The organism is Arthrobacter sp. NPDC058288, assembly GCF_042880995.1.
Taxonomy (GTDB): domain Bacteria; phylum Actinomycetota; class Actinomycetes; order Actinomycetales; family Micrococcaceae; genus Arthrobacter.
In genome coordinates this window covers 61,356-87,531 of sequence record NZ_JBHVYH010000004.1, presented here as the reverse complement: position 1 = coordinate 87,531, position 26,176 = coordinate 61,356, and the positions used below count along the sequence as shown (strand labels likewise).

Here is a 26,176-nt window from a genome sequence, read left to right as displayed (position 1 = left end):
GGCCTTCGGCCAAGGACAGGCCAACGACAGGCTCCAAGGACAGGCCAAGGACAGGAGCTGGGAACAGCAGCGTGCACGGGACCAGCGATAATGAACGCATGGCCAAGACACCAGCACAGCGGATCAAGAAGCACGGCGCCAAGGCGTCCGTTCCCCAGCACCATCTGCCGCCGGTGATCAACCCCACCACGCAGCGGTCCCCGGAGAAGGCGCAGAACAACAGCAGCCTGATCCTCATTGCCGGGGTCGTGGCGAGCCTCTTCCTGTTCTGGTACCTGCATTTGCTGACGTTGAACCAGCTCACCCAGCTCTCCGGCGGCCTGCCCATGCCGGATTCGCTAATCGGGGGCTTTGACCAGGGCTTCGTGGAGCAGCTGAGGTCGGCAATGAACGACGACGCACGCGGCCAGCTCAACTACCTCCACAAGACGGCGGGCACCCTGTTCCCGCTGATTTTCAGCTTCACCTGGCTGCTGCTGATCGGGACCAACGTTGCGCGCAAGGCACTCCGCTGGGCGCTTTGGGCCCTTCCGCTCCTCTTCGCCGCCGTGAGGTTGTGGGGGAATGCAGCCGTTGATTCGATGATGTCCGCTTCAGCGCTGGACGCCGGCCAGGTAGCCCTCGCGTCCGCCCTCACCGTTGCCGGCTGGGTACTTCTCGTCCTGAGCCTGCTGGCCGGCGGCGCCGCCGTATTTATTGGCCGGAAACCGCGGAAGCAGTAGCCCCGGCTGCGGCTCGCGCAGCTTTCCGCACTTTCAGTTCGTGGCGCACGCGCTGGGCGATCACCAGTCCCGCGGTGGCCAGGCCAAGAGTGACGGGGTAACCCATAAAGCGTTCCAGGGTGCCCGGTTCCGGGACATCCATGCCGGTCAGGCCGCCGATCACCAGCGCCACGAAGGAAACCGCTCCGCAGGCGAGGATGAACCAGGCCAGGGGCGATTGCCTCAGCCACAGCGCTCCCAACAGCAGCAGCGCCAGCGCTCCCGCCAGGAAGAACATCACGGCGCCGGTCAGATGCACGGCAAACCATCCGGCGTCTTCGGGCACCACCCCAACGATGATTGTCCCGGTTCCAGCTGTGAAGGTAAGGACCTTGGCCGCGAGGGCGGTGAACCACGGAATGCGGTGGCCGGGCCCGAAAGCGAGGCGGACTCCGGGCCGGGCAGCCACGCACAAGAGCGCCGAGCTGAGCAGCAGCGCCCCCACCAGCATGCCCACGCCCTGCACCACGAACGAGGCATTCATCACCGCGTGCAGGGGCGAGCACACGTCCCGGCCCTCGTAGACGGCGCAATGGGTGGCGCCCAGATCGCTGATGTAGCCGGTGCGCCGGTCATAGGGTTCCGGCCCAGCCCACGCCGCGATCACAGCGGACTCAGCCACGAAATACTGCAGCACGCTCAGCTTGGCCCACGCGCCGAAATACTCCCGGCTTGAGGCGATATCCGGCAGGAAGCCGGCCCGGTAGGAAGTTGCTGGTGTTGCTGCAGTCATGCCAAGAGCGTAGTACGGGCCGGCACCTTGTATGCTTGTATCCGTGCCCGAACAGGACGGCCTGTGCCAACCGCTTCGGACGCCCGCCCTCGTAGCTCAGTGGATAGAGCACGGCTCTCCTAAAGCCGGTGTCGTTGGTTCGATTCCAATCGAGGGCACTTGAACTTCCAGCCGCAGGATGCAGCTAAGAATGCAGCGCAGGGTGAGGCGCAGGATTTCGATCTGCGGTCCTACCTGCTGGGCAGCTGGTCCGTGGACCGCACCCTGTGGGACCGCAGTTCCGGCGCGCGAGGCACGTTTACCGGCGTCGCCCGCTTTTCCGCGAAGGCCGACGACGGCGGCCTTCACTTCCATGAAGAGGGCACCATGCGCTGGCCTGCTCCGGCCGGCGGCACCTTCACAGGCCCCGCAAGCCGGGACTACATCCTGCAGCCCGCGGATACCTCCGATGCGATGGACATGACGTTCCCCGACGGGCGCCCCTTCCACCGGATGAGCTTCCGGGAGAAGGCAAGGCAGGACCACCACTGGTGTGATCCGGACACCTACCGCGTGACGTACGCCCACCACGGACCCGACGAATTCAGCTATACGTGGGACGTCCAGGGGCCCAGGAAGGACCTGCTCCTCGATTCGAGGCTGCGCAGGCTCGGTCCGGGCGAAGACCGGCCCGCCGCGGATCGGCCAGCCACGGATGGGCTAGGGTCGGAGCCGTGAAAGACCGCATTATTGTGTCCGCCGTCTGCGTTTATGACCATGCCGGCCGCCTGCTAACCGTCCGCAAGCGCGGCACGGACAAGTTCATGCACCCCGGCGGCAAACCCGAACCCGGCGAAACCGCGGCCCAGGCCGCCTCGCGTGAACTGCTGGAAGAGGTGGGCATCGCTGTGGCGCCGGAAGAACTCCGGCTCATGGGCGTGTGGCTTGCCGACGCCGCCAACGAGGCAGCCACGGACATCGAGGCCACGGTTTTCGCCGCCCCGGGCACCTGGGGTGCGCACCCCTCGGCGGAGATAGCCGAAATCCGCTGGCTCGACCTCGCCGGCGAGCTGCCGGCCGACCTTGCACCGCTGCTGACGGACCACATCCTGCCCGCCCTCGCCGCGGGCCAGGGCCGGGGCAGCGCCCAGGGCCGGGTCCAGGGCCGGGCCTAGAACTCCGGAACGGCCTCTTCCACTACGGCACTGGCTTCCGCGAACTGCGTGCGGTAGAGCTCCGAATAGCGGCCTTCCGCGGCGAGCAGTTCGGTGTGGGTGCCGCGCTCCACGATGGTGCCGTCCTCCACCACCAGGATCATGTCCGCGGCGCGCACGGTAGACAGCCGGTGGGCGATGACCACGGCGGTGCGGCCCTCGAGCGCCGCCCCCAGGGCAGCCTGCACGGCCGCCTCGTTGGTGGAATCCAGGGCTGCCGTGGCCTCGTCCAGGATCACTACCCGCGGCTGCGCGATCAGGAGCCGGGCAATCGTGAGGCGCTGGCGTTCGCCGCCGGAGAGCCGGTAGCCGCGTTCCCCCACCACCGTATCGAGGCCGTCCGGCAGGGACCGGATCATGTACTCGAGGCGGGCCCGGCGCAGCACGTCCCACATGTCCTCTTCCGTGGCGTCCGGACGGGCCAGCCGCAGGTTGGACGCGATGGATTCGTGGAACAGGTGGCCGTCCTGGGTCACCATTCCCAGCGTCGCCCGCATCGAATCAAAGGTGGCGTCACGGACGTCCAGGCCGCTTCCGGGGACCGTGCCGCCAAGGCGTACGGCGCCGGAATCGACGTCGTACAGGCGTGACAGCAACTGGGCGATGGTGGACTTGCCGGCGCCGGAGGAACCCACAAGGGCCACGGTCTGGCCGGGTTCCACCCGGAAGCTGATGCCGTGCAGCACTTCCTCGCCGCCTCGGGTGTCCAAGGTGGACACATCCTCGAGCGAAGCCAGCGACACCTTGTCGGCCGACGGGTAGGCGAAGCGGACGTCGTCGAACTCCACGGACACCGGTCCCGGCGGCACCTCCACGGCGTCGGGCTTCTGCTGGATGAGGGGCTTGAGGTCCAGGATCTCGAAGACCCGCTCGAAGCTCACCAGGGCGCTCATGATCTCCACCCGGGCGTTGGAAAGGGCGGTGAGCGGCGCGTAGAGGCGCGTGAGCAGCAGTGCCAGCACCACGACGTCGCCCGCAGCCAGCTGCCCCTGCAGCGCCAGGAAGCCGCCCAGCCCGTACACCAAGGCGAGAGCCAGCGCCGAGACCAGGGTCAGTGCGGTGACGAACGTGAACTGGAGCATGGCGGTCCGTACGCCGATGTCCCGGACGCGGCCGGCACGGACGGCGAACTCGCGGGATTCCTCGTCGGGGCGGCCGAAAAGCTTGACCAGCGTCGCACCGGGGGCGGAGAAGCGTTCGGTCATCTGCGTGCCCATGGCAGCGTTGTGTTCGGCGGCCTCGCGCCGAAGGTCGGCCAGTTTGGACCCCATCCGACGTGCCGGAATAAGGAAGATCGGCAGCAGGATCATGGCCAGCACGGTCACGATCCAGGACTTGCCCAGCATCACCACGAGGGTCAGCGCCAAAGCCACCACGTTGCTGACCACGCCGGACAGCGTGCCGGCGAAAGCGGACTGCGCGCCGATGACGTCGTTGTTCAGCCGGCTGACCAGGGCCCCGGTCCGGGTACGGGTGAAGAAGGCGATCGGCATCTTCTGAACGTGGTCGAACACCTTGGTGCGCAGGTCCACGATCACGCCCTCGCCGATGGTGGAGGACAGCCAGCGCGTCACCAGCCCAAGCCCGGCTTCGGCGACGGCCACGACGGCGATCAGCACGGCCAGCCGGATCACCACGTCAACGCCCACGCCGGCGATGATGGCGTCCACCACCTGGCCGGCAAGGACGGGTGTGGCCACCGCAAGGACTGCCGTGGCGATGGACAGCAGCACGAAGGCGATCAGCTTGCCACGGTGCGGCCGGGCGAAGCCGAACACGCGCTTCAGGGTGGCCTTGGAGAACGGCTTGGAACCGCTGGAGGCCCGTGTGATGTTGTAAAGGGAGCTCCAGGCTACCCGGTCCATGCTCATCTTGGCTGGCCTTTCATGGCGCGGTCGGCCGCGCCTGGTGATGATGTTGCGCCGGAGTGCTGTTCGGTTACCACACCGTCCTGGACATTCCAGCGGACGTCCAGGCGCACGTTTTCCAGCAGTCGCCGGTCGTGGGTCACCAGGAGCAGCGCGCCGTCGTAGCTTTCCAATGCTTCTTCGAGCTGCTCGATCGCAGGCAGGTCCAGGTGGTTCGTGGGCTCATCCAGGACCAGGAGGTTCACGCCGCGCGCCTGCAGCAGCGCCAGCGCCGCGCGGGTCCGCTCGCCCGGGGAGAGCGAGTCGACGGGGCGGGAGGTATGGTCCGCCTTGAGGCCGAATTTGGCGAGCAGGGTTCGGACCTCCGCCGGGGTCAGCCCGGTCAAGACAGCTTCGACAGCGGCGCCCAGCATGAGGTGGCCGGCCAGCAGCCCGCGGGCCTGGTCGATTTCCCCGACCGCCACCGAGGCGCCCATCGCGGCGTTGCCGGAATCGGGCTCCCGGATCCCCAGCAGGAGCCGCAGAAGCGTGGACTTGCCGGCCCCGTTGGGCCCCGTGATGCCGATCCGCTCCCCGGCGTTGAGCTGCAGGTTCACCGGCCCGAGGGTGAAGTCGCCCTGGCGGACGACGGCGTCACGCAGCGTCGCCACCACTGCACTGGACCGCGGGGCCTGGCCAATGCTGAACTGCAGCTGCCACTCCTTGCGGGGTTCCTCGACTTCGTCGAGCCTGGCGATCCTGGATTCCATCTGCCGCACCTTCTGGGCCTGCTTCTCCGATGATTCAGTGGAGGCCGCACGGCGGATCTTGTCATTGTCCGGGCTCTTCTTCATGGCGTTACGCACGCCTTGGGAGCTCCATTCGCGCTGCGTCCTGGCACGGGAGACCAGGTCCGCCTTGGTGGAGGCGAACTCTTCGTAACGCTCCCGGGCGTGTCTGCGTGCCACTGCACGTTCCTCCAGGAAAGCCTCGTAGCCGCCGTCGTACACGGCCACGGAGTTCTGGGCCAGGTCCAGTTCCACGATGGTGGTGACGCAACGTGCCAGGAATTCACGGTCGTGGGACACCAGAACCACACCGCCGCGGAGGCCCTGCACGAATGATTCGAGCTTGGCGAGCCCGTTGAGGTCCAGGTCGTTGGTGGGCTCGTCGAGGAGCACCACGTCGAAGCGGCTCAGCAGCAGCGCAGCAAGTGCCACCCGCGCGGCCTGGCCGCCGGAAAGTCCCGTCATGAGCGCTTCGGGCCCCACCTCCAGGCCGAGGTCGGCGAGGACGGGCGCAATGCGCTCGTCGAGGTCCGCCGCGCCGGAGGCCATCCAGCGGTCGAATGCCAGGGAGTAGGCGTCGTCGGCGCCGGGGGCGCCCGAGCCGAGCGCCTCGGCGGTGGATTCCATGTCCGCTGTTGCCTGCGCGCAGCCGGTCCGGCGGGCAACGTAGTCGGCAACGGTCTCCCCCGGAACACGTTCGTGCTCCTGCGGCAGCCAGCCAACGAAGGCGTCCGAGGGGGCCAGGTTCACCGAGCCCGCCAGGGGCTGGTCCACACCGGCCAGAAGTCGCAGCAGGGTGGATTTGCCGGCGCCGTTCGCGCCCACAACGCCCACAACGTCGCCGGGTGCCACTGTGAGGGAAAGTTTTGAGAAGAGTGTGCGGTGGTCGTGACCGCCCGAAAGGTCTTTGGCAACAAGGGTTGCAGTCATTAGTCAATCCTCTCACTGCGGGCCAAAACGGCCTGAAATCCCGCCGGGCATGGAAGAACCCGCTGGTCCGGACTTGGGGGGTGTACGGACCAACGGGTTCGACCATTTAGCATAGTTCATATACCCCCCGCCGTAAAATCGAGCGACGACAACCGACCGCCCCACCCTGCAGGAAGCCATTCATGCCCCTCCCCGCCAAGGCGTTCCAACGCTGGCTCCACGGAATCGCGCCCCAGGCCAGCACTGCCGACATCTGCAGGATCTCCGGGGTCAAGCGGACCACCCTGGCGCAGCAGCTGGTCCGCGGGAAAGTGGCCGAAAGCACCGTGGTCAGCATCAGCCGGGCCTTCAACATCAACCCCGTGGCGGCGTTGGCCACCTTCCAGAATTACAGCGAGCTGGCCGAAAGCCCCTTGCCGCCCACTGCCGCGGAGCTGGTCAGCCAGATCGCCACCATGGACCTGCTGAGGGCGGTTATTGCCCGCTCCGACCGTGGAGCGGAAGGAGTGGTCGAAGGGGCCCGGCCGCGGCCGGTCCCCGCGCTGACCCCCGTACCGCATGCAACGTCCGTGAAGAACTGGGTTGATGCGATCGACGACGGCGAGCTTCGGCACCGGGTTTCCTCAGCCACGGGAATCGCACCACAGAATTACTCCGCGCAGCTGACCGCCAACCGGTTGACTCCGGAGCTTGCCATCGCCACGTCCAGGGCTGGAGGGGTGGGACTGACGGGCGGACTGGTGGCAACCGGAATGATTACCGAAGCGGAGGCCGGATGGCCGCCGGGTGCCAGGCAGGGAGCCCTGGATGCTCTGTCCGACGGCGAGCTCGCCGCCCTGGCCGGCGACAGGCTGCAGGCACTGGGGAAGACGCTCAAGCGCCAGGAACAAGACCACGAACAAACCAAAACGATCTGGGAGAACCTCGGATGATCGAGATCCTGCAATGGTCCACCCTGGCCATTTGTTGTGCCGCGGCTGCGGCCCGCATTCCGAGTGCCGTCAGGGGTGAAAACAGGTCGATCTTCTATATTTTCCTGCTGGCCACCCTCGCGATTCTCCTCAGCATCGATGGCCCCTACATGGCGATCGATCGACTGCTCGGCGGCACCAACGTCGCCAACCTCGTCCTGCGGTTCGTGATCTACATCGTCATTCTCCTAGCCGGCTACCGCATCGCCAGGGGCTTCAGCGCCCCCAAAAGTGTCCGGCTGATCCTGGGCCCAATGGGGCTTGGTATCTTGGCGGTGATTGCCGCGGCTACTCTAGTCCTCTTCCTTCTGGCTGATACAGACGGCAGCGTCACGGGACTCACCACGCTACCGTCCCGAAGCCCCCGGAATGCGCAGCTCATCGAGCTCTATGCCGCTGCTGGCCGCCTCTATCCGGCGTACGTGGCGGCCTGCCTTCTTCCAGCGACTTTAGCCGCTGCTTCTTCCAGCCTGGCCACGTCAATCCGCTGGGGCGCAGGCCTGCTGTCCGTGGCGTTTATTGCACTCCCGGCAGGGACGTTCTATCCCCTCTTGCCGGACGAGCTGGGTCCGCTGAAGGCCCTCATCAACTACGTGGCCGCATTGACGCTGGTGGCGGGCCTGCTGACGATCTGGTTTGCCCGGGTTCGGATGCAGGCGGCCACGCGAAGGTCATCTACTGCAAAGTAGCCTTAGGACTTTCACAAAATCATTAGAACGTGAGAGAATCATGAATGTGTGAAAGTGACTGCCGGCTGGGGTCGAGAACGGGGACAATCCGTTCGGCGCCGGGCGGCCCACTGAGCGCTATTGGGGGGATGAGTGGTGGCGGGCCGTTGGGGACCGCCCCCACTCAGCCTGTTTAATAGCCGGGCGGCCTCAGCGGACAAACCGCAGCGTGACCAGTTGGAACGGGCGCAACGTCAGCTTGGCGGAATCCCGGCCGCTTTCCACGCCCGGGCCCGTAACCGGACGCTCCAGCAGGTCCACTACGCGCACTTCCCTGGCATCAAAATTAGCCGTCACGATCCCCTCGGACCGCTCCCCCAGGGACTCATAGAGACGCACAATGACGTCACCGGACCCGTCCTCCGCCAGCTTCACCGACTCCACCACAATTCCCTGGTTGAACACCGTGAACAGGGGGCTGACAGCGTTGGCACCACTGACAATCCGAGGTGCGAGGTTGGTCCGGTAGCCCTCCTCCACGGCATCGGCGATGGCCGCCCCGGGCCTGATGGTCACCAATAGCTCGTGCCGCCCGCGGTCCGCGTCGGGATCCGGATATTTGGGCGCGCGCAGCAGCGACGTGCGCACGATAGTGGTGGTCCCGCCGTCGTCCCTCACAGAGCGGGTGACATCGTGTCCGTAGCTGGAAGCGTTGGTAACCGCCACGCCGTAACCCGGCTCCGCCACGTGAATCCAGCGGTGGGCACAGATTTCGAACTTGGCTGCCTCCCAGGACGTGTTGGTGTGGGTGGGCCGGAAGACGTGCCCGAACTGCGTCTCCGATGCCGAGCGGTCCGCCCGTACGTCCAGGGGGAAACCGATCTTGAGCAGCTTTTCGCGTTCCTGCCAATCCACGGACGTCAGGATGCCCAGCGAGGCGGAACCCGCCTCCAGCGAAATGCGCTGGGTGATGGCGGACGCCCCCGCCAGCCGTTCCACCACAACGACGGCGTCCCAGCCGCCCCGCTCGAGCGTCACCGACCGCGCTTCGGTCAGTGACGTCACGTTGCGGCGGTAGAACTCGTCAATATCCCATGCGTCCCATTCGTTGGGCGTATCACGGTGGAGTTCAAGATGGTTGCCGAACTGGCCGGGTGCGATAGCATCGCGGCCGCTGGCGTGGTCGATGAGCGAGGTCAGGAGTCCGTTCGAGTCGAGCACTGCCCTGATCACGCCGTTGTCCAGGATGTACCCCCCGGCGTGCTCGGTAACCGTCACGGCGTGGTCGCTCCGGACCGGTTCGGCGGCCGCCAGAGCGGGTACGCCGCTGCGTTCGTGCGGCGCGGCGTTCAGCAGGAACTCGCGGCCGCCCTCACCGAGCATGGTGCGCGCGGCGTCGGCAATGATGGCCTCAAGGGCTTCCGAGATGGCCGCATAGTTCCGCTCTGCGTCCTGATGGACCCAGGCAATCGAACTGCCGGGCAGGATGTCGTGAAACTGCTGGAGCAGGACCAGCCGCCACAGTCGCTTCAGCTCGGCCGCCGGATACACAAACCCGCCGGCGGTGCGGACGGACGCAGTGGCACACCAAAGTTCGGCCTCGCGGAGCAGGTGTTCGCTGCGCCGGTTGCCCCGTTTGGTCTTCGCCTGGCTGGTGTAGGTTCCGCGATGCAGCTCCAGGTACATCTCCCCCACCCACACGGGCAGGGACGTGTATTCGGCCTGCGCCTGGGTGAAGAAATTCGCAGCCGTTCCGATCCGGACCTTCGGCGATCCTTCGAGGTCGGCGGTGCGGTGGGCTGCGGCGATCATCTCCCGCGTCGGTCCGCCGCCGCCGTCGCCGTAGCCGAACGGAACCAGGGAGACAGTACCGCGGCCGTGGTCCCGGTAGTTCCGTTCCGCGTGTGCCAGTTCGCGGCCGCTCAGCTCCGAGTTGTAGGTGTCAACGGGCGGGAAGTGGGTGAACAGCCGTGTGCCGTCGATTCCTTCCCAGTTGAAGGTGTGGTGCGGCATCCTGTTGACCTGGTTCCAGGAGATCTTCTGGGTCAGGAACCACTTGCTCCCGGCAGCCTTGACGATCTGCGGCAATGCAGCCGAGTAGCCGAAGGAATCGGGCAGCCATGCCTCCCGGCACTCCACGCCAAACTCGTCGAGGAAGAACTTCTTGCCTTCGATGAACTGCCGGGCCATGGCCTCGCCGCCCGGCATATTGGTGTCGGATTCCACCCACATTCCGCCTACCGGCACGAATTGGCCCGCCTTGACTTTCTCGCGGATCCGGCCGAACAGCTCGGGGTAGAACTCCTTCATCCAAGCGAGCTGCTGCGCGGACGAGCAGGAGAAAACGAAGTCCCGAGACTCGTCCATCAAGGCCACGACATTGGAGAACGTGCGCGCGCACTTGCGGATGGTCTCCCGGACCGGCCACAGCCAGGCCGAATCGATGTGCGCGTGGCCCGTCGCGACCAGCTGATGTGCTGAGGCATAAGCCGGTCGCGAGAGAACCTCAGCCAGGGCTGCACGGCCCGCGGCAGCGGTGCCGGGAACATCGTCGGGATCCATGACGTCCAGCATCCGCTCGAGGGCGCGCAGGATCTCGTGGCGGCGCGGCAGTTCCATCGGGAGCTCATGCATGAGTCCGCTGAGCGTCCATACGTCCTGTTGCAGTTCCCACACAGTCTGGTTAAGCTCGGCGATGGCCATGGCGCCCAGCCGGTACTTGGGATCGCTTCCCGCCGTCGCCTTGTCACCGTAGGGCATGGCCGCGAAAGTCCACCCTTGGGCAACATCGGGATTGGCGGCGGCCTCCACGTAGAAGTCCACTGCCATTCCGCTCCCAAGCAGCTTCAACGGGATGTACTGGTTCCTCGGGGAGATGGCCTTGATGATGGTGCCGTCCGGACGCCACGCGATGCCTTCGCACTGAAAGCCCGGGAGCTCACGGGTGAACCCGAGGTCCACCACAACCTCAACCGCGGTATCGGGGGCAGTGCCCCACGAATCGGGCACCTCGCCCTGCAGCCTCAGCCATTTGGTACTCCACGGACGCCCCCACGCCGATCCGTGTTCCAGCGGCACGAAGTCGTGGCGCAGGGCTTCCAGAACGGAAACGGGCTCGTCCGGAACGTCCCAGGCGCTAAGGTTCAGCGGGACGCTGCGGGAGTACACCGCCGGGTCCACGCGTTCACGCATGAAGCGGTCAAGACGGACTTCCGTGATGCGGCGGTCGTCGTGCAATGTGATCCTCTTTAATGCCTGTTGTATGGAAGCTGAAAGCGGGTTCGCGGTATGCGCCCGGACGTTGGCTTCAGCTTATGTGCAAGCCCTTGAACTCAGCCGAAGGAGCGGATCGGCGCGTCCATTCGATGGATAAAATCTACTGTGCCGGGTCCAATAAGCCAAGCATTCTTGCGCTATCCCGCCACCGGGGCGGGAGCAGTTACGCGGTGGTCTCCGGCATAGACGTTCAGGGTTGAACCCCTGCTGAAGCCGGCCAGGGTCATGCCGCTGGCGGCGGCAAGCTCAACGGCCAGGCTGGAGGGGGCGCTGACGGCCGCCAGCACCGGAATACCGGCGAGCGCCGCTTTCTGGACGAGTTCGAAGGATGCCCGGCCGGAGACCTGCAACACGGTCCCGGCCAGCGGCAGCAGCCGTTCGCGCAGCGCCCAGCCCACCACCTTGTCCACGGCGTTGTGGCGCCCCACGTCCTCGCGCAGGCACAGCAGCTCCGCGCCGCCGTCGTCGTTGATCCTGAAGAGACCCGCTGCGTGGACACCCCCGGTGGCGTCAAAGACGGCCTGTGCGGCACGGAGTTTGTCCGGGAGCCCGGACAGCGTCTCCACGGGCACGGTCATCGGATCCGCCGCGGGGCTGAAATGCGACGACTTGCGGACGGCATCAATGGAATCGGTCCCGCAGATGCCACACGAGCTTGACGTGAAGATGTTGCGTCCCCTGTCAGGGCGGACGACGTCCGGCCTGAGCTGCGCTTCCACGACGTTGAACGTCTGCACGCCGTTCTCGTCCTCGCCCGCGCAAAACCGCAGGGAGATGAGCTGCTCGGGGTTCCAGATGATGCCCTCCGAGACCAGGAAACCGGCCACTAGGTCGAAGTCGTCGCCGGGCGTGCGCATGGTGACGGTAAACGGAAGGGAATCCAGGCGTATTTCCAGCGGTTCCTCCACAGCGAGGACATCCTCCCGGTGCCGCACGGGAAATTCGAGGGACTGGGGTGAACCGTCCAGGACGAACCTGTGGATCTTGCGGCGTTGCGTCATGCGGGCCACGATGTGCTCCTTATAGTGCGGGATATGACCATCATTGCAAGCCCGGACCGCCTTCACCAGCCGGGACCGCCCTAGCCAAGCAGCGCGCTCCAGTCCACCGGGCCGTCCGAAGCTGATGGCTTACGCGGAGCGTTGCGGGGGGCGGCCTTGGCCTTCGCGGCGGCGGGTTCCGCAGCCTGGATCGGAGCGCCCCAGGGCAAGGCGAAGGCGGCCACCGGCTCGCCCAGTTGAACGCCGTGCGGCGGAACAACAAGGACGCCATCGGCAGCAGCCAGACCGCGCATCATGCCGGGCCCCGTGTGCCGGGCAGGTGACGCCATGCCGTACAGCAGCCTGAAGGGCATGAGCCGGGTCCGCCCCGGATCAGCCTCGATCATCTCCCCGCAGGGCACATCATGGACAGGGGGGAGGTTTCCGTGACCCAGGGCGGCCAGAAGGGGTGCGCCCACGGTGCAGAGGGCCATCATCGCGGCAAGCGGATTGCCGGGCAGGCCAAGGATGAACCGGCCATCCGGCAGCTCAGCAAGGACCGCCGGGTGTCCCGGGCGCATCGCAATGCCGTCTATCAGCAGGCGCCCGCCGAGTTCCGCGACTGCACGGCGGAGGTGGTCGGTCCCGGACCTGCCGGTTCCGCCGGTGGTGATCACGACGTCGGCAGGCGCCTCGTCAGCTGCCGTCTCCCCCGGGTCCTTCGGCAGTACCGATCCGCGATCCGGCCCGGCGCCGTCCTCCCGGCCGGCGGATTCCGGCCCGTCGTCGGCCAGGGCAGCGAGCCATTCACCGTAGTCGTCGCCGATTTTTACTTGCCCGGCGCAGATACCCCCGAGCATCTCGACCACAGCCCCCAGCTGCGGGCCGAAGGTGTCGCGCACCTTCCCCGCCGCAGGCAGGCCCGCGGTGACCACTTCGGAGCCTGTCAGCAGGATCCTGACCACCGGTTTCCCCTGGACCTGGAGGGAGTCGTGGCCGGCCAGTGCCGCGAGGGCCAGGTGGGCGGGGTTGAGGACTGCGCCGCTCTTGACCAGGACGTCGCCGGCTGCTGCTTCCTCGCCTGCCTTACGGATATGTTGGCCGTTCTTAGGTTCACCGGGCCTTGCTGCCCCGCCCAGGGCAAGGACGGGCAGCCCTTCATCGTCCGTCGTCATCATGCCGCTTTCGCTGCGGAGCACAGCCTTCGCGCCGGGGGGTATGAGGCCGCCGGTGACAATGGGGCTGGCCTGGTGCGGAGCCAGCCTCTGGCCGGGTTCGGCCAGAATCCATGGTCCCGACCCGTTCACCGCCCAGCCGTCCATGGCGGATGAGGCGTAGTGCGGCATGTCCTGGAGCGCCGTAATATCAGCCGCGAGCGTCCGGCCCAGTGCATTCCTGAGCGGCACCGGCCCCGGCGGGATGGGTGTTGCGCAATCGAATGATCTCTGCCGGGCCTCCTGCCAGGTGTGCGCTATATGTGTGTGCCCGTCATCGGCCGCGGCGGGTGTGCCCGGTGCGGCGCGGCGGGCGGGTTCCCCGTGGTCAGGAACGTCGCTGGCGGCGTCACCGCCGTCCGGCGGCGCAGCCGTCATGCGCTGGTGGTTCCGCTGTTGGTGGACGGTCCGGAGGAGTGATCGGTCCGAACCGGCTCTGAAGCTGCTGAGCCGGACTGCCCCGCAGCAGTCGGATCCACTGCTGCATAGTCCACGGCGAGCGCCCGCGCCACACCCAGGGCCGCCTGCATGGAAACCGCGTCCGGGGCTTGCCCCGAACCCGTCGCCATACCTGCCGCGAAGCCTGCGATGAACGTTGTCAGCGGCGCTGCCGGACGCACGACGGAGTGGGCCGCGACGCCGGCCAGCGCCAGCACTTCATTGACATCCACCTCGACGTCCTCCAGCTCGAAGGCTTGCAGCAGCGCCCGGCACCAGTCCTCCAGCGTTTCGTCCTGGCTTTTCACTGTTGCCTCCAAACTCAAATTTCGGTTGCGGTGCCACCGCACGGTCCCACCGACGGTGGCTCAAGACCTTGGGCGGGACACGCCTAGCGCGGCAGCATCGTCCCAGGTATCCACGTCGTCCGTGGCACCGGCAGGGACGGTAACAGTCCGCACGTCCAGCCTAGCAAGGAGGGCGAAGACTGAAGCCCCTGCAAACCCCCCGCTCTTCTCCATTTCGTCCACGGAATGTTCTAGCGCGGCCGTGCTATAAAAACCTGCAAGCGGTTGTTTGCGGCCATCAGGAGAGGCAGACATGACTCCATCCACCCCTGCATGGTCCGGGCCAGGGTCCGCGAGGGCGGCCCGAAGGGCGGCAACAGCCTGATCCGCTTTCGGCATGTCGCAAGCCAGAATCAGCGTCATCGCGGCCCGTTGCGGACCGCGGGAGTCATCCAGGGCCGCGAGCCCGGCAGCAATAGCGGCTGCAGGTCCCGCAAAGGCCGGTTCCTCCCGGCACGTCAGCACATCGGACGGCAGTTCTCCCGGATCCGGACCCACCACCACCGCGGCGCCCGCCCCCGCAGCCGCCGAAAGCGCCCGCGACAGGAGGGTGGCGCCGTCGTATAGCAGCCGGGACTTGGGCACGCCGCCCAGGCGCGATGACCGGCCGCCGGCCAGGATTAAGGCATCAAACTCCACAAGGCCAGCCTAGCCATTGACGGCAGGACCGGCGCACAGATGATGACTTAGGCGGCGGATTCCGGGAGAAGGAAGGGGTCCCACGCGGGAGTGGGTTTTTCCAGCTCTTTGATCTGCCAGATGGTGCCGTGCGGAGGTGCAGGCACGAACCTGAGCTTCCAGCCCATCTCGGCAGGCGTGTGGTCGCCCTTCACGTTATTGCATCGAAGGCAGGCGGCCACCAGGTTTTCCCAGGAGTCCGCACCGCCCCTGGATTTCGGGTGGACGTGGTCAATGGTGTGTGCTGCCTTACCGCAATAGGCGCAGCGGTGGCCGTCACGGCGCAGGACGCCCCGGCGACTCACAGCTGTGGTGGTGTTGTACCGCGGCCGGATGTAACGGTTTAGGAGAATCACGGACGGACGGCCCAGAATCTCCTGCGGGCCAACGACAGGATCGTCGCCCTCGGCCACCACGCTAGCTTTTCCGGTCAGCACAAGAACCAGCGCCCGGCGGAAGGTTACAACCGCCAGCGGTTCATATCCAGCATTAAGAACGAGAGTGCGCATGCACATACCTCTTCACGGCCACACCCGTCAGGGGCTCGAGGGCCGGCTGCCCTCTGCTTGTCCGGGCTTTGGATCGACAACACAAGAGTAAACACTCAAGTGGCCGATCACCGAATCGGGCCTTTACCATACACTCCGTGTCGGCAAAAATTCACCTGCCGGAAACGCAGAAGAACCCCTGCCCGGAGGCAGGGGTTCTTCCGTCAAGCACTAGCTGGAGGCTTTAGCCGCCAACGCGGATGAAGACCGGACCGGAGCCGACGTTGACGCTGAACAGGGAGGTGGTTCCGCCGTTCCAGCCGCCGTGCACGGCCTGGCCGTTGCCGACGTACACAGCGATGTGGGCCATGCCCATGCCGCCGTTCTCGTAGTATGCGAGGTCGCCCGGCTGCGCCTCGGCTGCACTCACGGTGCGGCCCAGGGAAAGGTAACCTGCCGGCCAGCCGTGGTAGTTGATGCCCACGGCTGCAAGGGCGTTGGTGGCAAGGGCGGTGCAGTCCTGGGCAACTCCGAGCTGGGCGTATGCCGCAGCTGCGATCGAAGCGCCCATTCCGCTGGCAGCGGCGGGAGCTGCCGGGGCCGCGGGGGCAGCCGGTGCGGATACAGTCTCAGCGGCGGCAGCAGGAGCCGCCGCGGGGGTAGCCTCCTGAACCTCTACAACCGGCTTCGGAGCCTCAACGACCGGAGCCGGGGAGGTGGAAACAGCCGGCTTCTCGAAGGAGATGGCGATGCTGGAGGCGGCCGAAATGTTGGCCGGAGCGGAAGACTGAACTTCCAGGGTGGAAGCAGAGGTCGCTTCGCGCTGAACGTTGGTGTCGGCAGCGTTGGCTGCGATACCGCTCGTCAGGACCAGACCGGAGGCAGCAGCGATAACCGCAGCCTGACGGCCCATGCCACCGGCATTGTCGCCGACGGCCTTGGCAATGACAGCAAGCGAGTTGGTCTTGGTAACCTCGGCGCGATGCCGTGCGATGGCACGTGTAGTCATTAGTTCTCTCTTTCGTTTTCCTCAGACTGCATGGCAGGCCGCGGTTTTTGGACGCTCCGGCATCTTGGGGGTAAGCCGGAACGGCCCGAACAGGGTTTTTTAGCGAAGGACGCGCGCTTCAGCGAAGGGAAGCGCGTGTTTTAGCGAAGCGTGTAGAACGCAGAGGTGCCCGTGGCGGACACAGCGTGCAGGAGGGTGCCCTGCGAGGGGTTGAGCGCGCTGATCATCATGCCGTTGCCGACGTAGATGCCAACGTGGGCGCCGCCGTTTTGCATGACGAGATCGCCCGGCGCCGGAGTGGAGGTGGGCGTCATGGCTGTCCATGCATTGGTGCGGGGGATGCTGATGCCGGCCTGGGCGTAAACCCACTGGGTGAAGCCTGAGCAGTCCCAGCCGCTGGGAGTGGTGCCGCCCCAGACGTAGGGGCTGCCGATACCCGTGTAAGCGATAGCAGCAAGGCCCGATGCTGCTGCTGAAGAAGCGGCGTCGGCAAGCTTGCCCGCCTTGGCCTCTCCGGCAGCCTCAGTGGAGGCCTCGCTGGCATCTGTACCGGTGGACTGTGCCCGAACGGTTTCAACCTTGGGCGCTGCCTTCGTGGTCACTGCCGGACGCTCGAAGGAAACAGTCGCAGTCGGTTCTGCAGTTACGGTCAGCTGGGCCGACTGTGAGCCGGACTCCGTCGAAGCGGAAACGCCCAGGTTGGTATCGGCGGCATTTGCCGGCATCCCAACACTGAGGATCAGTCCGGAAGCAGCTGCGATGACAGCTGCCTGGCGACCTACGGTCCCGGCGTTGGCAGTAACGGCCCTGGAAACGGAGTTCAACGGGTTCATACGAACCGTTTGCGCGCGGTGGCGCGCAGAATTGTGACGTGCAGACACGAAGGTAGCCTCTCCCAATGCCTACGAGGTGAGCTGTCGGATTCGGATGGGAGTCACCCGGCCGCTCGGCTTCCTGGGAAGCGTTGCGACTTAACCCCAAGGTCTTCTTGCGAAGACCAAAATTGGTTCCCCCGCCTCTGCCAGACGATGTCATGCGAACGGACCTTGAGCGGTGGCAGAGTTAGGCAATCCACTCAAGAGCGCCAACTTCGGAAAAGTTGGCGTGCTCTAAACGGTACAGGATTTCCGAACGAATGTCACATTCAGGTCACGGCATGTCACAGGAATGCGAGAGTGACCCATCGCTTGGATCAGAGCCAGCCCAGCGGGTCGACGACTTCGCCGTTGACCATCACTTCAAAATGGAGGTGGCAGCCAGTGGAGGCTCCGGTGGTCCCGCTAAGCGCAATGACCTCGCCCCGGGTGACCTTCTGGCCGACCTGGACACTGGACGACGAGAGGTGGTTGTACGTGGTTTCCAAGCCGTTGCCGTGGTCAATCACCACACGGTTTCCACCGCCGTACGGGTGCCAGCCGGAGAAGGTCACGGTTCCGCTGGCCGCGGCGAACACGCTGGTGCCGCACTGGGCCGCATAGTCCTGGCCACGGTGGAACTCCCCGGCTCCGCCCGTAATCGGGCTGACGCGGAACCCGAATGGCGATGCGGTGACCATCTGTTCCAGCGGCGCACCCAGGCTGCCGGTGGATGCCGCGCGGGTGATGGTTCCCGCCGACTGCGCGCTCAGCAATTGCTTGAGCTTGCCGTCAGGATCCCCCTTGGTGGCCACGGTGGTCCGGTTGAAATCGATCTTGGCGCTGGCGGCGGCGGAGACCTCCGGCTGCGCCGCGACTGCGGCGGCGGCGTTTCCCGTGTCTGACGTGGCCACCATGGGGCCTGTTGACGGGACGGTCACGGTAAGGACCAGTCCGGTGGCGGCCAGCGCTATGCCTGCCTTCTGACCCACGCCGCTCGCCGAAGCGAACTCCGTCACCTGGCTGAACAGGCTCCGTCGCCGGCGCGCATCACGGTGTGCGTCGCGCGGCCTGACCGTCATTACGGCTTCGGCCACGGGGTACTCCGAAGCGGGACCTGTCGCCCTGCGGCGGCCCCTGACGGTCTGCGTGGTCAAGAATTATCCTCTCTGGAAAGCCTGCGGAGTTAGCTGTCGGATTCGGGTCAGAGAGATCAAAGACCCGGTCCGCCAATGCAAGGCATCCGACACAGGGGTGTCCCAAAGGAATCCTTCGTCGGAGGTGCCTTGCCGCTGACGGACTTCACCCCAAGACCGTCTTTCAACGGCCGGTTGTGGTTCCCCCGCCTCTGCCAGGAGGTGCTTCGTTCCTTGATCCGCTGGCAGAGCTCGGCTTCGGATCAGGTAACGCTTTAGTATCGGCGCTAGTCCTCAACTATAGGTGATTAATCAGCGCGGTAATAATTCCGTTATCTGGGTCTCAGTGTGTTGTAGGTGGTCCTACGAAGTGCGCGGTTAGCGGACCGTAACAAACACGTGGGCCGCAACTTCGGGCGGCAGTTCCAGGGCGCCTTCGATCTCGGGTACTCGCACCGAGATGTACTCCCCCACGCGTTCCAAGGCGAGGGATGCCCCGGGACGGATGCCGCCTTCATCAAGTTGCACCAGCAACTCCGGCTCAACCTGGATGGGCTCGGCCAGGCGGCTCACGGTAACGCGCGAGTCGGCCCCGTATCCGGCCATGGCTTCAAGAAGGTTCACCACACCATCGGTGAACGCGGGAGCGGGCTGGCCGCCGAGTGCGGCCAGGCCGGGAATGGGGTTGCCGTAGGGGGAGACCGTTGGGTGGTCCAGAAGCTCGAAAATGCGCCGCTCAACCCGCTCGCTCATGACGTGTTCCCAACGGCACGCTTCGTCGTGTACATACGCCCAGTCGAGGCCGATGACGTCGGCGAGGAGCCGCTCAGCAAGGCGGTGCTTGCGCATGACTTCGGTAGCGCGTTTCCGGCCCGTTTCGGTGAGTTCAAGGTGCCGGTCGCCGGAAACAACCACCAAGCCGTCCCGTTCCATCCGGCCGATGGTCTGCGAAACGGTGGGGCCGGAGTGGCGCAGCCGTTCGGCAATCCGCGCACGGAGAGCAACAATGTTCTCTTCCTCAAGCTCCAAGATTGTCCGAAGATACATCTCCGTGGTGTCGATCAGATCCGTCATCCAGCTCAGCTCCTCGAGCACAGTCCTTGCGTCAGTCCCACCGTACCGCGCGGAGGCGTTTCCCGTTGGCCTCGGCGAAGTGGACCTGCATCCACCGCTCAGCCTTCGGGGAACGGCCTCACGGGATCAGCCCGGCCGCCATCGCGGCCCGCTATACGTCAGGGATCAGCTTAGCCTATTTTGAATTACTCCGGATAATTCGGCGCGGAGCTTCGCAGCGACGGGACCGCTAGCGCGTTTGGGATGTCTCAGTGACTGGACTATGACGGTTACCGTTCCGTCCCCCGCTGGCGAGTCAGGCAGAATATAGGGGATTCCCCCAGCAGCAACCCGTGACCTGCCGGGCCTCTCCCACGTCCACGCCGAAAAATTGGAGCCATTGTGAGCGACACCAGCATCACTATCCCCGCCAACCTCCTGCCCAAGGACGGACGGTTCGGCGCCGGGCCTTCAAAGGTCCGTCCCGAGCAGATCGAGGCCCTGTCTGCCGCCTCTGCCACGCTTCTTGGCACCTCGCACCGCCAGGCCCCGGTCAAGAACCTCGTAGGGTCCGTCCGTAACGGCCTCAGCGAGTTCTTCCGCGCCCCGGACGGCTATGAAGTCATCCTCGGAGTGGGCGGCTCCACCGCGTTCTGGGATGTCGCGGCGTTCGGGCTGGTGGACAGCAAGGCCCAGCACCTCTCCTTTGGCGAGTTCGGTTCCAAGTTCGCCTCCGCCACCAACAAGGCTCCTTTCCTGGACGCCTCCTCCATCATTAAGGCCGAGCCCGGTACCCGGCCCGTGGCGCAGGCAGAAGCCGGCATCGACGTATACGCGTGGCCCCAGAATGAGACGTCCACCGGCGTGGCCGCCCCCGTGAAGCGGGTTGCGGGGGCGGATGACGGATCGCTGGTCCTGGTCGATGCCACCTCGGCTGCCGGCGGCCTGGACGTCGAGGTGTCGGAAGCGGACGTGTACTACTTCGCGCCGCAGAAGAACTTCGCGTCGGACGGCGGCCTGTGGCTGGGCCTCTTCTCCCCCGCCGCCCTCGAGCGTGCTGCGCGGATCAAGGCCAGCGGCCGGTGGATCCCCGATTTCCTGAACCTGCAGACCGCCATCGACAATTCCCGGCTCAACCAGACTTACAACACGCCCGCGCTGGCCACCCTGGTCACCCTGGACGCACAGGTGCAGTGGCTTAACGCCAGCGGCGGACTTGATTTTGCGGCTGCCCGCACCGCCGATTCCGCCGGACGCATCTACTCCTGGGCTGAGGCCTCCGAGTACGCCACGCCGTTCGTTGCCAAGGCCGAAGACCGTTCAAACGTGATCGCCACCATCGACTTCGACGATTCGATCGACGCGGCGGCCATCGCGAAGGTCCTCCGCTCCAATGGGATTGTGGACACGGAGCCCTACCGCAAGCTGGGGCGCAACCAGTTGCGCATCGCCACGTTCGTGGCGATCGACCCGGACGATGTGTCCGCCCTCCTGTCCTGCATCGACTACGTCGTGGGCGAACTGCGCAAGTAAGTCACGAACCAGCGCAGACGCGTTAGCGTTCGACGGCGTCGTCCGGGTTTTTGTCCCGGGCGGCGCCTTCGTCGTTGCGCTCTCTTCCTTCAGTTGAGCCGGAGTGGTTGGACCCTGCGGATACCAGCCGGAAGTAGCGCAGTCCCCGGGCGCGGCGGTTGAATCCGAGCTTCAGCTGCTTGGCCCGGATGATCCACACCATGCCGATCAGCGCGGCCAGGAGCCCGGATGCCGCTGCCACGGACATGGACCAGCGGGGACCGGCAACATTGGCCACCCATCCCACCAGCGGAGCGCCGACGGGTGTGCCGCCCATGAAGATGGCCATGTAAAGGGCCATGACCCGGCCGCGCATCACCGGGTCCGTGGTGGTCTGCACGTAGCCGTTGGCGCTGGTCATCATCGTGATGGCAAAGAGGCCTACCGGAACCAGGGCCACGCCGAACCAGAAGTAGTTGGGCGCCAGGGCCGCCAGCCCGGAGGTGACCCCGAACGCGCCGGCTGCTCCGAAAATGATCCGGAGCCGGGGCTTGGACCGCCCGGCGGACAGCAATGCGCCCGCCACGGAGCCGATGGCCATGATGGAGTTCATCAGCCCGAAGGCACTGGCATCCAGCCCGAATTCCGTGCCCACCATGGCCGCAATGAACAGGACGAAGTTGAGTCCGAGCGTGCCCACGATGAAGACGGCAACAAGCACCACCACTATGTCCGGACGGAACCGCACATATCGCAGCCCCTCACGGATCCGGCCCTTCCCGGCAGCCGCCCGGGGAAGGACCCTCAGGGATGACGCGGGTATCTTCCACAGGCTGAACAGGAGGGCCAGGAAAGTGGCGGTGTTGATCAGGAACACCCACCCGGGTCCCACGGCCACCGTCAGCACGCCGGCAACTGCCGGCCCGATCATCCTGGCCACGTTGAAGGAGGCACTGTTGAGTGCCACGGCGTTGGGGAGGTAATCGTCCCGTACCAGCTCGGAGACAAACGTTTGCCGCACGGGAGCATCGAGGGCGGACACAAGGCCCAGCAGCAGGGCAAAGGCGTAGACGTGCCAGAGTTGCCCGGCACCAAGGACCACCAGAAGTCCCAGGCCCGTGCTCAGCAGGGCCATCGCGGACTGGGTCATCACCAGGAGGTGGCGCCGGTTAAAACGGTCTGCCACCAGCCCGGCCACGGGTGCGAGGAACAGTTGCGGCCCCAGTTGCAGGGCCATGGTGATACCCATGGCCCCTGCGTCGTGGTCTGTCAGGTGGTCAAAGACCAGCCAGTCCTGGGCTGTGCGCTGCATCCAGGTCCCGATGTTGGAAATCAACGCGCCCACAAACCACAGGCGGTAATTGAGGATATGCAGGGACTTGAAGGTGGACATCATCGCCGGCCTCCGGGTAGTTCAGTCCCCCATGGTTCCAACTGGCTAGTCGACCTCGCGGGCGGAGCCGGATTCGTCCTCCGGCGCGTCGCCGGCGCCGTCATCCGAAACAGCATCCTCGTCGTCGGCGTCGGCAAGCTCATCGCCCTCCGAAACGGACGGCCCTGCATCCACGATGTCGGCGCTGGATTCATCTTCCTGCGCGTCCTCCGGGCGCACCCGTTCGGCCCACGGCACCCACTCCGGCGCCAGGATCGAATCCTCCGAGGGCAACAGGCCAAGTTCGTTCACTGTAATGACCTTGGACCGGGAATTGCGCGTGATCACGGCGTACCACTGCCACCCCTGGTACCCGGCCAGCCTCGACTCGAAGAGATGAGTGACAACACGGTCCCCTTCGCTCTTGGCGCCCAGATGTTGTCCGATCTGCTCGGCCGGGGCGATGCCCTCAACAGCAGCCCGGGCAAAGTCCACGGCCGCGGCGAGCACCGCATCCGGCTTGCCGGTGCGCCACACAGGAACGCCGGTGCGGGGCTTTGACGCCGGCCTGGGGGTGCTCTGGTCAGGTTGGGAAGTCATGCGGATGCCTAAGCGTCCAGCTCGTCGGCAACCTTACGGAGGGCAGCGGCGATCGCCTTGGCCTTGTTGCCTTCCGGGTACTTACCGGCTGACAACGTTCCGGACAGGTTGTCCAGCACGGTCACCAGGTCCTGGACGAGGGGCGCCAGGTCCTTGGCGCTGGGACGCTTTGCCTTGGCAATGGACGGTGTCTTGTCCAGCACGCGCAGGCCGAGGGCCTGGGCTCCCTTGCGCCCGTCGGCAACGCCGAACTCCACGCGGGTACCGGCCTTGAGTTCCGTTACGCCCTCGGGCAGCGCGGATTTGGGCAGGAATACTTCCTGGCCGTCCTCACCTGCGAGGAATCCGAAGCCTTTTTCCTTGTCATACCACTTGACCTTGCCGGTAGGCACGTAATCAACCTTCTTCGTTCTGGACTTCCTGTGACACGGCCGGCGGCCACCGCATCCGCATTGTTATGCGGGTTCAGGGTATGACTGCCTGGACCATGTTGGTCTGTATCTTCAAGGTTATCCTGCCCGGGCCCGGATTCCCGCTTTGCGGCACGGGCACAGCCGGGCTGTTAGCGTTACTTCCATGACACCCTCCCGCTACCGGCGGCCACTGATGATCGTTGCGGCGGTTATTGCCGTTCTTTCGCTGGCTGCCGTGGGCGCCGTCATGGCCATTGCCTTTGCCGGCAGCGCCGCCCCGGTGTGGGTGACTTCCCTGGCCCTGTACGGCCTGCCACTGGCTTTCCTCATCATGATCGTCCTGGTGATCGACGGCGTTGCCGCCCGCCGCCGGGCAGGAAAGTCCGGCGGGCGGTAACGTTGGACTGATGTCCTTTATTCGCGCGCTCAGCAAGGAACTGGAGGCACGCAGCGACGACTCGTTGCGGGCCTTGTTCTCCGCGCGGCCGGACCTGGTCTCACCGAACGTTCCGGACTTTGCGGCCCTCGCTGCCCGGGCCAGCGCGAGGGTCAGCGTGCAACGGGCCCTGGAGCGGCTGAACCGGCCGCAGATGCAGGTATTGGAGACCCTCCATCTCTGCACGAATACGGACACGGCCCACAGCGCTTCGGCTGCAGGACTCAAGAAAGCCATCCACGGCGCCTCGCTGTCCGCCATCGAACGGATCCTGCAGTCCCTTGAAGAACTGGCCCTTGTGCACCGTGCAGAGCCGCCGCACGGTGCCGTCGTGCCGGCCGGTCCCCGCCAACGTTTCTACCTTCCGGTGGGAAGCCTCCGTGACGTCGTCGGGATCTACCCGGCAGGACTGGGCCGGAGCTATACGGAACTGGTCCGGCTGCAGCCGGCGTTCGCCCAGCGCGTGGTGCAACTTGTGGCCGAACTGCACCACAGCGGAGCCGCCATCCATCCCGCCACGACTCCCATGGAAGCAGCCCTGTCGCTGCAGCATTGGACGGCCACGCCGGATGCCCTGCAACAGATCCTCGCCACCGCCCCGGAGCGCACCACGGCCCTCCTTGCCCGCTTCGGGAACTGGGCCATGGGGGCCGTACCGCAGGCGCAACGGCGGGCGTCCGTGCTCAACGAAGGCTCCGACGTCGGCCCCGTGGACTGGCTCCTGGCAAGGGGCCTGCTGGTCCCACTGGATGCCGCCCACGTGGAATTGCCGCACAGCGTGGGGATCGCCCTCCGCGGCGGCGCCGTAATCGAGGACTTCACACTGACTCCCCCGGCACCCAGGCTTGGACAGACCACGGCGGCGCTGCGGCGCAACGCCGCCTTGGGCGCCATTGCCGAAACCCTCCGCCTGACCGGCGAACTGCTGTACGCCGTGCGCGAGCAACCGCTCGTTACCTTGCGGAGCGGCGGCGTCGGCGTCCGTGAAATGAAGCGGCTGGCCGACTCGCTCCGGATCGATCTGCACCGCGCCGGTCTGCTGGTTGAGCTCTGCGCCCTGGCCGGACTGCTCCGGCTGGATGTTGACAGCTCCTCATGGGTTCAGCCGGAACAGCTGGAGTGGCTGACTCTGCCGCGGCAGGAACAGTGGCTCTGGCTCGTGAACGCATGGCTGGCCAGCGAGCGCGCCCCGTCCCTGGTGGGCCAGCCCGCCACGGGTCCGGGTGCGGGTCCCGCTCCGCACCGGGCAGCAGCCGGCGCCACCATCAACGCACTATCCGCCGAAGCCCAGCGGCCGGACGCGCCCGTGGTCCGGAAGCGGATCCTGGAGATCCTCAACGAACTGACCCTTGAGGCCGAGGAAGCGGACGGCAAGGCGCCGGTACTGGACGCCGCGGCGGTGCTTCAACGGGCCGAATGGACCCAGCCCCGGATGGCCAGGCGGTTCAGTTCGCTGATCCGGGGTGTCCTGGCCGAAGCGGAGATGCTCGGCCTCATCGGCTCGGGCGCACTCAGCCAGCTGGGCTCGGCCATCGCCGCGGAACGACCCGATGAGGCTCTGGAAATCCTGGGAGAGCATCTGCCGGCCGCTCTCAACCACGTCCTGCTGCAGGCTGACCTCACCGCCGTGGCACCGGGCTACCTGGCACCGGAGTTGAGCGAGAAGCTCCTCGTGATGGCCGACGCCGAAGGCCAGGGACCCGCCACCATCTACCGGTTCTCCGTGGCATCCGTCCGCCGCGCGCTCGACGCCGGCCACGATGCCGCCAGCCTGTTGGGTTTCCTGCGCGAACACTCGGCCACTGCCGTACCGCAGCCGCTCGAATACCTGGTGGAGGACACCGCTGCACGGCACGGCAGACTTCGGGTGGGCGTGGCCTCCAGCTTCATTCAGAGCGATGACGAAGATGCCCTGCTCGAACTGGTCAAGGAATCCAGCGCGTCAGGGCTTGGGCTGGTCCGCATTGCCCCTACTGTCCTCATCTCCCACGCGGCCCCGAAGGAAACTGCGCAGGTATTGCGTGCACTGGGATTGTCACCGGCCGTCGAGGAACCGCAGTCAACGCTGATCCGGCTGCGCCGGACCACATCGGTTCCAGGCAGCGGACGGCCCGTGTACAGCGCGCCGCGCACGGCGCCGGCGGAGGCCGACGTCGATGCCCAGTTGGCGATTCTTCGCAGCCACGCCGCGCCCCACGGCGCGAACGGCAACGGGGGCCACCGCCCGTCGTCGGGAACAAGCGGAGAGGCAGCAACACAGCTCGGGCTCGAAACCCTGCAAAGGGCCATCCGTCTCCGGCAGGCAGTGGTAATGAACGTTGTGGACAGCCAAGGGAATTCCAGCAGGGAAACAGTTGTTCCGGTTTCTGTGAGCGGCGGACGGGTAAGGGTCTTCGACCCGGCCCGCGAAACTGAACGAGTGCTCTCCATCCACCGGATCATCGACATTGAGGCGGAAGAGGAATTCCAGCAGTGACCA

At 66.0% G+C, this 26,176-nt stretch carries 24 protein-coding genes, 1 tRNA gene and 2 riboswitches; of the genes, 9 read left to right on the top strand and 16 right to left on the bottom strand.

The window, feature by feature from the left end:
- The first annotated feature begins 98 nt into the window (after positions 1–98).
- The gene (locus tag ACFVWT_RS13045; protein WP_390248342.1) at positions 99–722 is read left to right on the top strand and encodes a hypothetical protein; all 624 of its coding nucleotides are present in this window, start codon (positions 99–101) and stop codon (positions 720–722) included.
- Here the strand turns inward: ACFVWT_RS13045 and ACFVWT_RS13040 are convergent.
- Positions 694–1,494 carry a DUF998 domain-containing protein gene (locus tag ACFVWT_RS13040; protein ID WP_390248340.1) on the bottom strand — a complete coding sequence of 267 codons (801 nt, stop codon included), beginning with the start codon at positions 1,492–1,494 and terminating at the stop codon, positions 694–696. The two genes, ACFVWT_RS13045 and ACFVWT_RS13040, sit on opposite strands and share 29 nt — an antisense overlap.
- 85 nt (positions 1,495–1,579) lie before the next feature.
- On the opposite strand from ACFVWT_RS13040, the gene ACFVWT_RS13035 reads away from it, so the two are divergent.
- From ACFVWT_RS13035 to ACFVWT_RS13025, 3 genes are all read left to right on the top strand, one after another.
- A tRNA-Arg gene (locus ACFVWT_RS13035) sits at positions 1,580–1,652 on the top strand.
- A gap of 1 nt (position 1,653) precedes the next feature.
- Positions 1,654–2,211 (top strand): DUF6314 family protein, encoded by a 558-nt coding sequence (locus ACFVWT_RS13030; RefSeq protein ID WP_390248338.1) that lies wholly within the window; start codon positions 1,654–1,656, stop codon positions 2,209–2,211.
- On the top strand, positions 2,208–2,648 hold the full coding sequence (locus ACFVWT_RS13025) for an NUDIX domain-containing protein (protein WP_390248336.1): 441 nt from the start codon (positions 2,208–2,210) through the stop codon (positions 2,646–2,648). Before ACFVWT_RS13030 ends, ACFVWT_RS13025 begins: the two co-directional genes overlap by 4 nt.
- On the opposite strand, the gene ACFVWT_RS13020 is transcribed toward ACFVWT_RS13025, so the two are convergent.
- Positions 2,645–4,558 (bottom strand): ABC transporter ATP-binding protein, encoded by a 1,914-nt coding sequence (locus tag ACFVWT_RS13020; RefSeq protein WP_390248334.1) that lies wholly within the window; start codon positions 4,556–4,558, stop codon positions 2,645–2,647. The two genes, ACFVWT_RS13025 and ACFVWT_RS13020, sit on opposite strands and share 4 nt — an antisense overlap.
- Complete coding sequence (locus ACFVWT_RS13015) at positions 4,555–6,252, bottom strand: ABC-F family ATP-binding cassette domain-containing protein (protein ID WP_390248332.1); 1,698 nt, start codon at positions 6,250–6,252, stop codon at positions 4,555–4,557. Before ACFVWT_RS13015 ends, ACFVWT_RS13020 begins: the two co-directional genes overlap by 4 nt.
- A gap of 182 nt (positions 6,253–6,434) precedes the next feature.
- On the opposite strand from ACFVWT_RS13015, the gene ACFVWT_RS13010 reads away from it, so the two are divergent.
- Entirely contained in the window at positions 6,435–7,184 is a 750-nt protein-coding gene (locus tag ACFVWT_RS13010; RefSeq protein WP_390248330.1) for a hypothetical protein, read from the top strand.
- Positions 7,181–7,912: a hypothetical protein gene (locus tag ACFVWT_RS13005; protein WP_390248328.1), complete on the top strand. Its 732-nt coding sequence runs from the start codon at positions 7,181–7,183 to the stop codon at positions 7,910–7,912. Before ACFVWT_RS13010 ends, ACFVWT_RS13005 begins: the two co-directional genes overlap by 4 nt.
- Before the next feature lie 189 nt (positions 7,913–8,101).
- Here the strand turns inward: ACFVWT_RS13005 and ACFVWT_RS13000 are convergent, their stop codons facing one another.
- The 10 genes from ACFVWT_RS13000 to ACFVWT_RS12955 form a co-directional block, all read right to left on the bottom strand.
- Complete coding sequence (locus ACFVWT_RS13000) at positions 8,102–11,128, bottom strand: alpha-mannosidase (protein ID WP_390248326.1); 3,027 nt, start codon at positions 11,126–11,128, stop codon at positions 8,102–8,104.
- Between the two features lie 176 nt (positions 11,129–11,304).
- Entirely contained in the window at positions 11,305–12,177 is an 873-nt protein-coding gene (gene fdhD, locus ACFVWT_RS12995; RefSeq protein WP_390248324.1) for a formate dehydrogenase accessory sulfurtransferase FdhD, read from the bottom strand.
- 71 nt (positions 12,178–12,248) lie between these two features.
- Complete coding sequence (locus tag ACFVWT_RS12990; RefSeq protein WP_390248322.1) at positions 12,249–13,739, bottom strand: molybdopterin molybdotransferase MoeA; 1,491 nt, start codon at positions 13,737–13,739, stop codon at positions 12,249–12,251.
- Positions 13,736–14,107: a DUF6457 domain-containing protein gene (locus ACFVWT_RS12985; protein ID WP_390248320.1), complete on the bottom strand. Its 372-nt coding sequence runs from the start codon at positions 14,105–14,107 to the stop codon at positions 13,736–13,738. Before ACFVWT_RS12985 ends, ACFVWT_RS12990 begins: the two co-directional genes overlap by 4 nt.
- Before the next feature lie 60 nt (positions 14,108–14,167).
- Complete coding sequence (locus ACFVWT_RS12980) at positions 14,168–14,785, bottom strand: molybdenum cofactor guanylyltransferase (protein WP_390248318.1); 618 nt, start codon at positions 14,783–14,785, stop codon at positions 14,168–14,170.
- A gap of 47 nt (positions 14,786–14,832) precedes the next feature.
- The gene (locus ACFVWT_RS12975) at positions 14,833–15,333 is read right to left on the bottom strand and encodes an HNH endonuclease (protein WP_364121712.1); all 501 of its coding nucleotides are present in this window, start codon (positions 15,331–15,333) and stop codon (positions 14,833–14,835) included.
- A gap of 223 nt (positions 15,334–15,556) precedes the next feature.
- A complete protein-coding gene (locus ACFVWT_RS12970; protein ID WP_390248316.1) occupies positions 15,557–16,321 on the bottom strand; it encodes an NlpC/P60 family protein in 765 nt (254 codons plus the stop codon).
- A 140-nt stretch (positions 16,322–16,461) separates the two neighbouring features.
- The gene (locus tag ACFVWT_RS12965) at positions 16,462–17,154 is read right to left on the bottom strand and encodes a C40 family peptidase (RefSeq protein ID WP_390248314.1); all 693 of its coding nucleotides are present in this window, start codon (positions 17,152–17,154) and stop codon (positions 16,462–16,464) included.
- Between the two features lie 52 nt (positions 17,155–17,206).
- A riboswitch (cyclic di-AMP (ydaO/yuaA leader) is annotated at positions 17,207–17,400 on the bottom strand.
- A gap of 113 nt (positions 17,401–17,513) precedes the next feature.
- Positions 17,514–18,332, bottom strand: coding sequence for a M23 family metallopeptidase (locus ACFVWT_RS12960; RefSeq protein WP_390248312.1), 819 nt, complete (start codon positions 18,330–18,332; stop codon positions 17,514–17,516).
- A gap of 3 nt (positions 18,333–18,335) precedes the next feature.
- A riboswitch (cyclic di-AMP (ydaO/yuaA leader) is annotated at positions 18,336–18,579 on the bottom strand.
- Between the two features lie 110 nt (positions 18,580–18,689).
- A complete protein-coding gene (locus tag ACFVWT_RS12955) occupies positions 18,690–19,385 on the bottom strand; it encodes a metal-dependent transcriptional regulator (protein ID WP_390248310.1) in 696 nt (231 codons plus the stop codon).
- A 381-nt stretch (positions 19,386–19,766) separates the two neighbouring features.
- Between ACFVWT_RS12955 and serC the strand changes: the two genes are divergently transcribed.
- On the top strand, positions 19,767–20,897 hold the full coding sequence (gene serC, locus ACFVWT_RS12950; protein ID WP_390248308.1) for a phosphoserine transaminase: 1,131 nt from the start codon (positions 19,767–19,769) through the stop codon (positions 20,895–20,897).
- Positions 20,898–20,919: 22 nt separating this feature from the next.
- On the opposite strand, the gene ACFVWT_RS12945 is transcribed toward serC, so the two are convergent.
- From ACFVWT_RS12945 to ACFVWT_RS12935, 3 genes are read right to left on the bottom strand one after another with little or no spacing between them, the layout of a single operon-like run.
- Complete coding sequence (locus ACFVWT_RS12945) at positions 20,920–22,269, bottom strand: MFS transporter (RefSeq protein WP_390248783.1); 1,350 nt, start codon at positions 22,267–22,269, stop codon at positions 20,920–20,922.
- Between the two features lie 45 nt (positions 22,270–22,314).
- Positions 22,315–22,848 (bottom strand): DUF3027 domain-containing protein, encoded by a 534-nt coding sequence (locus tag ACFVWT_RS12940; protein WP_390248306.1) that lies wholly within the window; start codon positions 22,846–22,848, stop codon positions 22,315–22,317.
- A gap of 8 nt (positions 22,849–22,856) precedes the next feature.
- Positions 22,857–23,240, bottom strand: coding sequence for a cold-shock protein (locus ACFVWT_RS12935; protein WP_011690655.1), 384 nt, complete (start codon positions 23,238–23,240; stop codon positions 22,857–22,859).
- A gap of 184 nt (positions 23,241–23,424) precedes the next feature.
- Between ACFVWT_RS12935 and ACFVWT_RS12930 the strand changes: the two genes are divergently transcribed.
- Positions 23,425–23,658 (top strand): hypothetical protein, encoded by a 234-nt coding sequence (locus tag ACFVWT_RS12930; protein ID WP_390248304.1) that lies wholly within the window; start codon positions 23,425–23,427, stop codon positions 23,656–23,658.
- A gap of 10 nt (positions 23,659–23,668) precedes the next feature.
- Positions 23,669–26,173 carry a helicase-associated domain-containing protein gene (locus ACFVWT_RS12925; RefSeq protein ID WP_390248302.1) on the top strand — a complete coding sequence of 835 codons (2,505 nt, stop codon included), beginning with the start codon at positions 23,669–23,671 and terminating at the stop codon, positions 26,171–26,173.
- The last annotated feature ends 3 nt before the right edge of the window (positions 26,174–26,176 follow it).